At 48.4% G+C, this 12,900-nt stretch carries 12 protein-coding genes; 7 read left to right on the forward strand and 5 right to left on the reverse strand.

The annotated features are described in order from the left end of the window. Window positions 1-350: 350 nt before the first annotated feature. Window positions 351-1,442 carry a redox-regulated ATPase YchF gene (ychF, locus tag KDK17_RS07120; protein WP_257255502.1) on the reverse strand — a complete coding sequence of 364 codons (1,092 nt, stop codon included), beginning with the start codon at window positions 1,440-1,442 and terminating at the stop codon, window positions 351-353. Between the two features lie 288 nt (window positions 1,443-1,730). Here ychF and KDK17_RS07125 point away from each other — a divergent pair, with 288 nt between their 5' ends. From KDK17_RS07125 to KDK17_RS07155, 7 genes are all read left to right on the forward strand, one after another. Next, window positions 1,731-2,438, forward strand: a complete 708-nt coding sequence (locus KDK17_RS07125) for a DUF2064 domain-containing protein (protein WP_257255501.1) — start codon at window positions 1,731-1,733, stop codon at window positions 2,436-2,438. Continuing rightward, window positions 2,431-3,483, forward strand: a complete 1,053-nt coding sequence (locus tag KDK17_RS07130) for a methyltransferase domain-containing protein (RefSeq protein ID WP_257255500.1) — start codon at window positions 2,431-2,433, stop codon at window positions 3,481-3,483. Before KDK17_RS07125 ends, KDK17_RS07130 begins: the two co-directional genes overlap by 8 nt. Then, window positions 3,474-4,403: a radical SAM protein gene (locus tag KDK17_RS07135; RefSeq protein WP_257287707.1), complete on the forward strand. Its 930-nt coding sequence runs from the start codon at window positions 3,474-3,476 to the stop codon at window positions 4,401-4,403. The genes KDK17_RS07130 and KDK17_RS07135 overlap by 10 nt, the downstream gene beginning before the upstream one ends. Window positions 4,404-4,427: 24 nt before the next feature. Then, entirely contained in the window at window positions 4,428-4,868 is a 441-nt protein-coding gene (locus tag KDK17_RS07140) for an arsenate reductase ArsC (RefSeq protein WP_257255498.1), read from the forward strand. 25 nt (window positions 4,869-4,893) lie between these two features. Beyond that, window positions 4,894-5,754, forward strand: coding sequence for an MTAP family purine nucleoside phosphorylase (locus KDK17_RS07145; RefSeq protein ID WP_257255497.1), 861 nt, complete (start codon window positions 4,894-4,896; stop codon window positions 5,752-5,754). A 2-nt stretch (window positions 5,755-5,756) separates the two neighbouring features. Further along, window positions 5,757-6,470: a glycosyltransferase gene (locus KDK17_RS07150; protein ID WP_257287708.1), complete on the forward strand. Its 714-nt coding sequence runs from the start codon at window positions 5,757-5,759 to the stop codon at window positions 6,468-6,470. Between the two features lie 83 nt (window positions 6,471-6,553). After that, window positions 6,554-7,558 carry a D-alanine--D-alanine ligase gene (locus tag KDK17_RS07155; RefSeq protein WP_257287709.1) on the forward strand — a complete coding sequence of 335 codons (1,005 nt, stop codon included), beginning with the start codon at window positions 6,554-6,556 and terminating at the stop codon, window positions 7,556-7,558. Between the two features lie 2 nt (window positions 7,559-7,560). On the opposite strand, the gene pth is transcribed toward KDK17_RS07155, so the two are convergent. The 4 genes from pth to KDK17_RS07175 form a co-directional block, all read right to left on the reverse strand. Further along, window positions 7,561-8,154: an aminoacyl-tRNA hydrolase gene (gene pth, locus KDK17_RS07160; protein ID WP_257255436.1), complete on the reverse strand. Its 594-nt coding sequence runs from the start codon at window positions 8,152-8,154 to the stop codon at window positions 7,561-7,563. Window positions 8,155-8,210: 56 nt separating this feature from the next. Beyond that, window positions 8,211-8,843: a 50S ribosomal protein L25/general stress protein Ctc gene (locus tag KDK17_RS07165; protein WP_257255437.1), complete on the reverse strand. Its 633-nt coding sequence runs from the start codon at window positions 8,841-8,843 to the stop codon at window positions 8,211-8,213. A 111-nt stretch (window positions 8,844-8,954) separates the two neighbouring features. Continuing rightward, on the reverse strand, window positions 8,955-12,239 hold the full coding sequence (locus KDK17_RS07170; protein ID WP_257287711.1) for an HsdR family type I site-specific deoxyribonuclease: 3,285 nt from the start codon (window positions 12,237-12,239) through the stop codon (window positions 8,955-8,957). Next, window positions 12,232-12,651 carry a nucleotidyltransferase substrate binding protein gene (locus tag KDK17_RS07175; protein WP_257253290.1) on the reverse strand — a complete coding sequence of 140 codons (420 nt, stop codon included), beginning with the start codon at window positions 12,649-12,651 and terminating at the stop codon, window positions 12,232-12,234. The genes KDK17_RS07170 and KDK17_RS07175 overlap by 8 nt, the downstream gene beginning before the upstream one ends. Between the last annotated feature and the right edge of the window lie 249 nt (window positions 12,652-12,900).

Genomic DNA, 12,900 nt, shown 5'->3' on the forward strand with positions numbered 1-12,900 from the left:
ACTGCCGACCCCAGCATTATGAGTGCTGTGCTCTAACCAACTGAGCTACCTAGCCGCCGAAAGATGGTGCGCATTGTCAGGATTTAACACTGTCCTGTCAACTGTTTAAGCGGCTTTTTTGGGCACCTTCAGAAAACCCCTATCGCTGTTTCGTATTTTTAAAGACACTGAATTTTGCCTTATTCAAAATCCTTTCATTTTCTCGAAACGCACGGTCAGCGCATCCATTCACACCTGTCTGAATAAGATCAATGTCAATAGCAACATTCAATAGCTCTTTCCAGAACGTTATATGCTGACAACACCCGATATAAAAGACAGGGCTAACTGAACAAGCCGCCCCGCTTGAATCAGACGTTGAAACGAAAATGCATCACATCGCCATCTTTAACGATATAGTCCTTGCCTTCAACTCTCAAACGACCGGCTTCCTTGGCACCCTGCTCACCGTTGTACTGAACGAACTCATCATAAGCCGTCACTTCAGCACGAATAAATCCACGCTCAAAGTCAGTGTGGATCACACCTGCGGCCTGAGGTGCCGTGGCACCGATCTTCACGGTCCAGGCGCGAACCTCTTTAACTCCCGCAGTGAAGTAAGTCTGCAGTCCAAGCAGTTCATAACCACCACGAATCACACGATCCAGGCCCGGCTCTTCCATACCCAGATCGGCCAGAAATTCATCCCGCTCTTCGTCTTCGAGTTCAGCGATCTCAGCTTCCAGCTTGTTGCAGACAGTCACTACAACGGAACCCTCGCTCTGAGCAATGTCACGGACAACATCAAGGTAAGGATTATCTTCAAAGCCATCTTCATCGACGTTGGCAATGTACATGGTGGGTTTCGTAGTAAGAAGATGGAAGGTTTTAGTCAGCTTTTGCTCTTCGTCAGTCATATCCAGAGAACGAACAGGACGACCCTCTTCCAGATGAGGAACAATTCTTTCCAGCAGGGCTTTCTGGGCTTTTGCATCCTTGTCGCCACTCTTGGCTACACGGGTTACACGCTGCAGCTGCTTTTCACAACTTTCCAGGTCGGCCATGGCCAGCTCGATATTGATAATGCCAATATCCGCCGCCGGATCGATCTTGTTGGCCACATGGATAACGTTGTCATTCTCAAAGCAACGAACCACGTGGGCAATAGCATCTGTCTCACGAATATTAGCCAGGAATTTGTTGCCCAAACCTTCACCCTTGGAGGCACCTTCTACCAGGCCAGCAATATCGACAAATTCCATAGTAGTGGGCAACACACGCTCAGGCTTAACAATTTCAGCCAGCCTGTTCAGACGAGGATCGGGCATAGCCACGACACCCGAATTTGGTTCAATAGTACAGAAAGGAAAGTTTTCTGCATCAATCCCTGCCTTGGTCAAAGCATTGAACAGTGTTGATTTGCCGACGTTGGGCAGACCAACGATGCCACATTTAAAGCCCATAAAAAGTTACCAGGGGAAATTCAAAAAATTTGGGGAACGATTATAAAGCCCGACCTGAATTGACACCAGTATTATGCCTGACTGTTGCTCCCGGATTTATACTAACCCAAACTAACGAGATTCCTACGTCAGCATAACAGCAGCTGGCATGCAGACAATCTCACAGAAAGCTTTGAAAAAATAACCAGAGCCATGAATCCAAATCACAGTTTCTGCAGTATAGGTATGCAATAGCAGACGGGAATCTCGCTCTTTCGTTCACATCAGCCAAATCTAAATCAAAGAATAATGATGGGCCACGAACTTAATCTGATACAAAAGACAACATTAATACTTGTGTGCAAGAAACCAACCTTACGTCAGGGAAAACAGCGTCTCGCTGCTGACATAGGGACTGAAGAGGCTCTGACTGTTGCTCAACACCTGCTTGCTTGCGCGCTGGAAGATTTATCAGAGTGGCCAGGCCAAAAGGTAATTGCCCCCTCTCATGAAAGCGACTGTGTCTGGGCCAGTCAGCTTCTGGAAGACGAGCACGCCCTGATAGTACCCCAAGGCTCAGGTAACCTCGGTGCGAGACTGAATCACATCGACAATGAACTGAGACGCCAGGGAAAAGAAAGCCTCATCTATATCGGCAGTGACTCTCCGACACTCAGCTTCAGGCACCTCTCGGACGCAGCACAAAGACTCAAGACATACGACACAGTATTCAGCAAGGCCAGTGATGGCGGTGTCACCATCATGGCAAACCGAACTCATTGGCCTGACCTTTCAAACCTGCCCTGGAGCACAGAATCTCTGGAAGCTTCACTGGCCAAACTTTGTCGTCAATCATGCTTATCCGTCGGCTATGCTCTTTCTGGTCAGGATGTTGATCATTCAGAGGATTTGCTCGGAGTTTTCCCCGAACTGAATAGTGACAACCGACCTGCCCGAAGGGCACTGGCAAAACACATTAGAACTGTTTTCAAACAAGGAGACACCCCTCATGCATGAAACAGTACAGAATTACTATGGCAAGACCCTTCAGGGCAGCAACGACCTCCAGACCAATGCCTGCTGCACAGATACAGCCATGCCAGGCCATCTGAAAAGCGCTCTTGCCAACATACATGACGAGGTTCTGAGCCATTATTACGGCTGCGGACTGGTCTGCCCTGAGCAACTACAGGGCGCCAGAATACTGGATCTTGGCTCCGGATCGGGTCGTGACTGTTATGCTCTGGCTCAGATGGTAGGAGAGCAGGGTTATGTCGTCGGTGTCGACATGACAGACGAACAGCTTGCCATAGCCAACCGACATGTCGAATACCACCGGGAAAAATTCGGCTATTCAAAAGCCAACACAGAGTTCCTTAAAGGCTATATTGAGAAGCTGGATCAACTGAGCCTTGAAGAAAACAGCTTCGACATGATCATTTCAAACTGCGTAATCAACCTTTCTCCGGACAAGGAAGCGGTACTCAGGGAAGCCTGGCGTCTGCTAAAATCAGGCGGCGAACTCTACTTCTCTGACGTCTATTCTGATCGCCGCATTCCCGCTGAACTGGTTAATGATCCGGTTCTTTATGGAGAATGTCTGAGTGGCGCTCTTTATTGGAATGACTTTTTGAATCTGGCTAAAAAGGCCGGTTTCACGGATCCCAGGCTTGTGGAAGACAAGCCTGTCACCATCAATAATAGTGAGATAGAAGCCAGAGTAGGTAACATCCGGTTTTTCTCTGCGACTTATCGATTGTTCAAACTACCAGAACTGGAAAGTCATTGTGAGGATTATGGGCAGGCTGTGATCTATAAAGGCACGATTGATCACCACCCCGACACCTTCTATCTGGATGGACATCATCCCATTACCCAAGGCAAGGTTTTCCCGGTTTGCGGCAACACCTGGAGAATGTTGCACGACACAAGATTCCGTGAACACTTTGAATTCATTGGCAACTTCAGCACCCACTATGGCATTTTTGATGACTGCGGAATTTCATTGCCCTTCTCATCTTCGACCAATGAGAACACAGGAAGTAATGGATCATGCTGCTAACCGATACACCTCCAAACGCTAAAAGCCAGAATTGGCACTTTACGCCTGATGGCAGCCCCAGAGGCTATATCAAACCTCATCAATTGAAAGAGCTTTGGTTTCATACCGGAACCCGCTGCAATCTTTCCTGTAGCTTTTGTCTGGAAGGTTCAAGTCCGGCCAGCAAGAGGCTGGATGCCCCCACTCTCAAAGAAGTAAAACCATATATTGATGAAGCACTTGAGCTGGGTGTTGAACAGTTCTCACTTACCGGAGGTGAGCCTTTTGTCATCAAAGACATTATCCGGATTCTGGACTACGCCTCTCAGCATCGCCCCTGCCTGGTTCTGACCAACGGCACAACACCCATGATCAAAAGGCTCGATGAACTGGCCCGTTTGAGTGATAACCCTTACTCCATTTCCCTGAGAGTCAGCCTGGACCACCCAAACGCTGAACAGCATGACGCAGGACGGGGTAAAGACAGTTTTGCCACCGCTCTTTCAGGACTGAAATTACTCCATGAAAAGGGCTTTAACGTATCAGTCGCCAGACATATGCAAGCAGACGAAAACACTGCAGAGGTTGAGCAGGCCTTCAGGGATCTTTTTGAACTGAACGGTTTGCCGGTCAATATGAAACAAGTGGCCTTTCCGGATTTCCTGCCACCCGGTTCTTTACCGGATGTCCCCCATGTCAGCACAGACTGTATGACCCGCTACCAGACAGAAGAGAGTCGTCGTCAATTTATGTGCGCGTTTTCCAAAATGATGGTCAAACAGAATGGGCAGATGCAGGTTTATGCCTGCACACTGGTGGATGACGATAGCGAGTACAACCTGGGGAAAAATTTACGAACGAGCCTGACTCAAACCATCAGTATGAAACACCACCGCTGTTACAGCTGTTTTGCTTTCGGTTCTTCCTGCAGCGAACTCTAATCATCAATACATCAAAAGGAATTTATGATGGATAAAACCCGGATACTGTTCCTCTGCACAGGTAACTCCTGCCGCAGCCAGATGGCGGAAGGCTGGGCCAGAAACCTGCTCCCTTCAGGCTATGAGACCTTCTCCGCTGGACTGGAAGCCCACGGGCTCAATCCATCCGCAGTCAGGGTCATGCAGGAAGCGGGCATTGATATCAGCCAACAGCTGTCGCAGACCCTTGAAGATCTGAATCAGAAACATTTCGACTTTATTATCACCGTTTGTGATCACGCCCATAAAACCTGCCCAACGCCCAAAGAGGGGCAGATCATACTCAAACGTTTCGATGACCCTCCCCGACTGGCTAAATCGGTGAAAACAGAAGAAGAATCGTTGGCAATTTACCGTCGTGTAAGAGACGAGATCAGAGTGTGGGTAAATCAGCTTCCCGACCAGATCCAACAGTTGTCTGATTAATTCACCACAATGAAAAGGAAACATTATGCTGGCAGTGATTGGCGGAACAGGCATCTATAAACTCGATGGACTTGAGGTATTGAATGAGCAGAAGATTGAAACACCTTACGGCTCTCATTCAGGTACAATAACGACAGGTCTTTTTAATCAACAAAAGCTGTTGTTCTTGCCCAGACATGGAAGTGGCCACGAACTCTTGCCCCATGAAGTCAATTATCGAGCCAATATCTGGGCATTAAAAAGTCTGGGGGCGACTCGGGTAATAGGCCTTTCTGCGGTGGGCAGCCTGCAGGAGGAAATTGCGCCTGGTGAATTATCTCTGGTCAGTCAGTACTTCGACTTTGTAAAAGGACAGCGGGAAAAAAGCTTTTTCGGTAACGGTCTTGTCGCTCACGTCTCCACTGCACTACCGAGCTGTCATCATCAATCAGAACAGCTGCTCAGCGCTGCTAACTCAGCAGAGATAGGACTGCACAAAGAGAAAACCTATGCCTGCGTTGACGGTCCCAGGCTGGGTAGTCGTGCAGAAAGCCTGTTCCTGAAAAATGCCGCTCAGTGCGACGTTGTGGGCATGACCAATGTGCCTGAAGCGTTTCTGGCGAGAGAAGCTCAACTCTGTTATACAACCATCGCCATTGCCACCGATTATGACTGCTGGAAGGACGATCCTTCAGCCCACGCCAGTGTTGAGCAGATCGTTGCCAGATACGACAGAAGCCTGGCACTGGCCAGAGAGTTGTTAAGACAGTATCTGAAACAACAACAAGAAACGCCTCACGACAACACCCAATGCAACTGCAGGAGCGCACTGAAATCAGCACTACTCTCCCCTGAGAACAACTTGGGTCAGGAACAAAAAGCATTGCTCGAAGTATTGCAAAAATAGTCATGTCCAGCATAACAGTAATCGTGCCTCTGGGTCCCGGTGAGCCAGAATGGCCGGTTCTTCTTGAACAATTTAGCCTGCTTCCAGCTGGCAGCGAGATTATCCTCGTTGGCTATAAGGACCAGCAGCGCCCTGCCAAACTGGATCAACTTCCACCCCTTTTGCTTCATCTCAAATGGTTTTGGTGCACTGCAGAACAAGGACGTGCCTGCCAGCTCAACGCAGGAGCTCGAGAAGCCACAGGTGACTACCTCTGGTTTTTGCATGCAGACACAATACTGAACAAAGGAAACGTTCAGAGTTTATTGAATGCCATTAATCAGCATCCAGAACGATTGTTTTATTTTGATCTCTGGTTTTACGACAAGCATACCCTCCGGTTATCCATCAACGAATGGGGAGCCAGATTCCGCTCCAATGTTCTGGGGTGTCCTTATGGAGATCAAGGGTTTTGCATTAGCAGGACACAGTTTCTAAACCTGAAGGGCTATCCTACCAACACTGGCTACGGCGAAGATCATGTATTTGTCTGGAAAGCCCGGCAAAACAAGATCCACCTCCACCCCTGTCGGACCAGACTGGGCACCAGCGCAAGAAAGTATCGTGATAGAGGCTGGCTAAATCTAACCCTGAAATACCAGCTTCTCTGGCTCAAGCAGGCGACACCGGAATTTTTTAAATGGCTCAGGATAAAACCAGACAGAGACAGACTCTAAATGGACTCATAAACCAGACTGGTCAGATTTGGCTTATGTACTAGGCTTGACTGATCACAGCCCAAACTGAAGCCATTAGACGAATGCCCGACAAAAGTAAAACGATTGCCATCATCTGTGGAGGCCTGTCTCCGGAAGCAGATGTTTCCAGACTCTCGGCAAACCGTATCACCCCCTGCCTGGAAGAACATTATGGGAGAGCTGTCCATTTGGAACTCGACGAAACACTTCCGGAACAACTCGTAGCCCAACAGGTTGACGTTGCCTTTCCTGTCGCCCATGGCCCCTACGGCGAAGATGGCCGCCTGCAAGGGCTGCTGGATATTATGGGCATTCCTTATGTGGGTTCCGGAGCCCTGGCAAGCGCCTGCTCTCTGGATAAGGTGGTTACCAAACGCCTGCTTCAATCTGTCGGCATCCCTATGGCTAAGGACAGAGTCGTCTATCGTAATGAGAACTGTGAAGACGCCACCCTCGACTGTATCGAATCCCTTGGACATAAGGTCATCATCAAACCATCGGGGCAGGGTTCCGGTATCGGTATCCAGTTTGCCGTGGGCTATGAAGACCTGATGAGTAAACTGAGAACCGGCCTGCAAATGGATGAAAAACTCCTGGTCGAAGAGTTTGTCACCGGTCGGGAAATCACTGCCGGCGTTCTCCATCTGGATGACGACTACCAGGTTTTGCCCGTTACCGAAATTACCACACCAGATGGTGCCTGGTATGACTATGTTCACCGCTATACACCGGGCCTCAGTGATCATGTGATCCCCGCCAGAATTTCGGAGGATCAGTGTCGGAAAGTTCAACAGATTGCACTCAAGGCACACCAGATTTTAGGCTGTCAGGACTTGAGTCGTTCTGACTTTATCGTTCCGGAATCAGGAGAGCCGGTATTTGCAGAACTGAACAACCTGCCGGGAATGACACCCACCAGCCTGTTTCCAGACGGTGCCAGACACGCAGGAATACCCTTTGACATCCTGATCTGTAAACTGGTGGATCAGGCTTTGAAACGGGGAGAAAACATGCGCAATGACAGAGAGTACTGGCCAATCCCCAAACTGGATATCAAGCCATCGTAAAATCAGGCTTTAAAGGTATGTAACTCTTGAACGGCCTTGGCACGAGCACCATTGAAGGCTTCTGGAGAGATGCGGATGGCTTCGTCGATCACCGAGTCGATCTTTTGACGATCCGCCACGGAAGGCTTGTTCAGCACATAATTAACCACCTCCTTACTCTCGCCCGGATGACCAATACCCAGACGCAAACGCAGAAAGTCTTTATTATTTCCCAATGCTGAAATAATGTCCCGAAGACCGTTATGTCCACCGTGCCCACCGCCCTGCTTCAGACGACCGATACCAGCAGGCAGATCCAGCTCATCGTGAACAACAAGAATAGATTGGGAAGGAATCTTGAAAAAGGTGCTGATCGCACCCACCGCCTGACCACTGCGATTCATGAATGTGGTCGGGTTTAGCAGACGGACATCCTGTCCACCGATGGTAACGCGGGCAGCTAAACCAAAAAATTTCTTCTCGGGCTGCAAGCTGGTACCGTAGGCCCGGGCCAACTGCTCCACGTACCAGAAGCCGGCATTATGGCGAGTATCATCGTATTGAGCACCAGGGTTGCCGAGTCCGACAACCAGCCTGATCGAGTGATCCTTCGCCATAACATCCTCCATAGCCCTGAGCTGCATATACAGCCCCGAACCATAAAAAAAGCTGATTACTCTTCGCCGCCTTCTTCTTCAGAAGCTGCTTCTTCAGCTTCTTCTTTACCGCCACGGGTAGACTGAACAGAAGCAACGTCCAGATCGTGGCCTTCACCCTGCTGCAGAGCAACCAGCTCAACACCTGCAGGCATGGTCAGGTCAGTCAGGTGGATGTGACCACCCAACTCAACATCCGCCATATCAACTTCGATGAATTCAGGCAGGTCAGCAGGCAGACATTTAACTTCTACTTCAACACGAGCGTGAGTGATAGCGCCACCGGCTTTCACACCTACACAGCTGTCTTCGTTCAGGAAGTGCAGCGGGATGTGAGTGGTTACCGCGTGAGCAGCGTCAACACGCAGGAAATCCAGGTGCATAGCAAAGTCTTTTGCCGGATGACGCTGCAGGTCCTTCAGGATAACCTGCTGGGAAGCACCTTCTACGTCCAGGGTAACAATCTGGGAGTAGAAAGATTCGGATTCCAGTGCCTTACGGATAGCACGGGCTTCCAGAGTAATTTGCGCGGGTTCCTGCTCGCCACCATAAATAACGGCAGGTACCCGTTCTGCACGACGCAGGCGGCGGCTCGCACCTTTCCCTACGTCCTTGCGTACAACAGCGCTCAGAGCGATAGCTTCAGACATTTTCTTTCTCCAAAGGAATACCTCAGCATCTTGCGACCAGATACCAAGGCTTTAATAAAGGCGCCATATCATACCGGCAATCCAATAAATTGCAAAACAAAAGCTTGGGTTTTACGGCAAGTCACCAATGTCTTCATCAAAAATGCGGATAATTTCTTTAAATCGACCGACTATACGCTCAAAAATAGCTTTTCGTTCAAGCAACTTCGGCTTGACGGACAGGGCAGAAAAAACCCTTTCCCGCAGTGGCTCTTTGCCAGTGAACTGATAATCCTCCATCATCTGGTAAAGGGCGTGTTGATTCAGGTTTTCCGCGGAGCACAAGCCCTTAACAGCCTGTTTACGCTCCTCACTCCAGAATCGGTCAAAGACTTCCTCTATCTCGTCTTCAGCTGTGAGGTCTGGCATACAGTCATTGATGAACTTCTCAATCAGCTCCCGCTTGCTGCGAAGCTGAACTTCATTATTCATTAAATCGATGATGCCTTTTTTCTTTTGCTCAAACTCTTTAGATGAAGCGTCTTTTGATCCTTGCAGATCAGCCAGGAGCCTGAGGATGTAGGTAACATTGATTTCGTCCCGTTGAATCAGCTCCAGTTCGAAATCGACTTCATCAATAATCGAGACCCCTGCTTCCCTGTCAGAACGAGTACGGTCATAAATATCCAGATATTTACTCTTGTAGTCCTCAAAGGTTTGCTCGTCTAAATCGAGATCCACAAAATTGAACTCTGTAAAAGACTTAAGCACATTAAGCATACGGATGAGCTTACGGAAAGCCCTGACAAATTTCAGCTGGTCATCTTCGCTGATGAGGGCATCCACATCCTGAGGTGTCGGAGCAATCACCATGAGTTCCAGAACGCCCTGATTGAATAACTCTGTATACCGATCGTAAGGCTCTACAAAAATGGTGCCGTCTGCATCGGTATTGGAGAAAAGCTGGATGGCATCATCGGTATTCTTTTTCAAAGGGCGGAAACAAACAATATTGCCTTGGGACTTCAGCTCGCTCAGCGTTCGGTTAGTTCGGGAATAAGCCTGCAACAAACCATGATATTTAAGATTTTTATCGACATACAGGGTGTTGAGCTTTTTGGCGTCAAACCCGGTCAGGAACATATTCACCACCAACAGAATATCGGCACGATCCTTGTCCTGAAAAGTTTCCCTGTCCCGTTCCTTCATGCGCTTGGCGATGTCTTTGTAGTAAGCGTAAAAAGCACTGCTATCCCTTGCGCTGTGACTGGTTTTGTAGAGTGCGTTGTAATCAGCAATAAACGCTTCCAGCTTTTCCCGGCTGTGTTTGTTTTCACCGCCTTGCCTGTTCTTGTTATCAAAAGCTTCGAAGTCAGGATCTCCAATCAGCCCATTAGCGTCGGCATCATCCTCATTGGTGCCATAGGTGAAAATAGTCACAACCCGTAAATCATGCATCCCAGCTTCACGCTTGCGTCTGAACGTCTCGTAGTAGGCTATCAGGGCATCAACGCTGCTGACACACAACATGGCTGAGAACGACTTGTTGTGGGTTTTACGATGATGGTTCTCAATAATCCAATCGACATTCTTTTCTATCCTGACAGGATCATCAAATACCTCTTTGGTATTGATGCCGGTGACTTTCTCATCAAAACATTCACCAGTGCCGCTATCACTCTTCTGAACAAACTGACCCCAATACTCAATGGAAAACTTAAGAACGTTATCGTCAGCGATAGCGTTGGTAATCACGTACTTATGCAGTGCTTTTTCAAACAGGTCGTCTGTGGTGCGCTTGCCGTGTTCGTTGATAGTAGCGTTTTCTTTGAATATCGGAGTACCCGTGAAGCCGAACATTTGTGCCCCGGTGAAAAAGTTCACAATATTTTTGTGGGTATCACCAAACTGAGAACGATGGCACTCGTCAAAAATAAAGACGATGCGTTTGTCCCGTAAAGCCTCCATAGCCGCTTGATGCTTTGTTTTTTTGATAGCGGTATTGAGCTTTTGCAGGGTAGTAACAATCAGTCCGTTATCACCCGCTATTTGTCGAACCAGCGAACGAGTATTGACAGTGCCATCGACGCTGCCTTTGCTGAAATGATTAAACTCACGAGTGGTTTGATAGTCCAGATCGGCCCTGTCGACCACAAAAACCACTTTATCCACCTTCGGCAGAGCCGTAAGAATTTGAGCAGCTTTAAAGCTGGTCAGGGTTTTGCCAGAGCCAGTGGTATGCCAGATATAACCGAACTTGCGCGTGTTCTCCACACGGTCAACAATGGCCTCCACCGCATAGTACTGATAGGGGCGCAGAACCATCAGAATCTTGTCGGACTCATGGAGCACAATATATTGGCTGATCATCTTGGAAAGATGACACTTCTCCAGAAACTCATCTGCAAAAAGTTCCAGATCAGTCGTCTTGTTGTTGTCTTTATCCGTCCAGAAGAAGGTTTGCTTGAAAGATTGTTTTCGATTGTTTGCATAGTACTTGGTGTTGACACCATTGGAAATCACAAACAACTGCACATACTGGAACAAACCACTTTCTGCCCAGAAGGAGTGGCGCTGATAACGGTTAATCTGGTTAAACGCTTCCTTCAGTTCCATGCCACGGCGTTTCAGCTCGATTTGCACCAGAGGCAGGCCGTTAATCAGCAGGGTGACGTCGTAACGGTTTTTATAAGTACCCTCAACCGTGACCTGGTGAGTGACTTGATACTCATTCTGGCACCAATGCTCGGTATTCAGAAACTCCAGATAAAGCGAAGAGCCATCGTCACGGGTCAGTTGCATTTTATCCCGCAGGGTTTTGGCACGCTCAAAGACGCTGCCCTGGTCGAGATGGTTCACCACCTTCCTGAATTCGCCCTCAGTCAATTCAACCTTATTGTGTTTCTCTAACTGAGTCTTGAGATTGGCTTTTAATTCATCAATGCTGGTGATGGCGACCCGGTCATAACCGAGACCGGTCAGGCGCTTGATCAGGTTTTCTTCCAATTGCGCCTCGCTCTGGGTCGCCGCTTGAGAGTATTGTTTTTTCTTTTCGGCATTTTCCTGCTGGGCAGCAAAAGCTGCAGGGGTGTAGAATTCCACGCCGACCCGTTGAATGTGGTCGAGCAAGTTGGGATTGTCAATTTGATGGTGAAAAGAAATGTCGAATAGCCAGGGCAGGTTCAGGTCATCAAGCACTCCGCTCACATCCAGCAGCAGTTTGTAAGCTTCATAACTCTTTTCCGATGTAGTCCACTCAGGACTGATATCCAGGGTCAGGTCAATATCGGAACCAGGACGATAATTACCCCTGACCCTGGAACCGTAGAGAGTAGCTTTATTCACTAAAGGAAACTGAAACAGAGCCTTGCGAATACGTAACACGTCTTCGCAAGGGAGCCCGAACTCCTTATTCATGATTCTTTAACCACTCCAGTAATGTATTTCTCAATCCCACCAAGGCTGAAAAGTAATGATCAATGATATGCCGCAAAACCTCTTCAGCCACCTCTTCGTGGTAGGTGTGAACGGTTTTAATCCGATCTTCGACCATATCCATCCACACCTTGCCATCACTGACAAGTCCTCTCTTGAACGCCTGACGAAACGCATCCCGACTGCCCATAATACCTGCAACACCCTGGTACTCATAAAAGTCCTTGACGACATTCCAGGCCAGTTCATAGTTATACTCAAACGCCTTTATCAATCCCTGCCGCTCCAACTCTGAGAGCGGCCTCCGATCCATAATCTCAAAAATGTTTTCCATCTGCTTGGTAGAACGCTGAAAATTGTCGAAGCGTTGAATCCAGCGAATATCTTCACTCATCGGGTGTCCTCATGGCTTTTTCAGGTAGAAGGCTGTTATACAAACACCTCATTCTAGACAAACATTTTTTGCAACAGGCCTTTTTTAAAGGTTTCCATGGTTTTTATTTGCCGGGCTACGGCGTCGATTTTTTGGTCGATAGACATCAGACAGCTGGCTATTTTATCCTGTTCATCTCGATGGGGAAGCTGAATCCCTAGCAGCCTGTCGGACTTAAGGCTGTCCTACTGCGGTTGCAATAAATTGGTC

This window comes from Endozoicomonas sp. SESOKO2 (genome assembly GCF_024606245.1).
In the GTDB taxonomy this organism is placed as follows: domain Bacteria; phylum Pseudomonadota; class Gammaproteobacteria; order Pseudomonadales; family Endozoicomonadaceae; genus Endozoicomonas_A.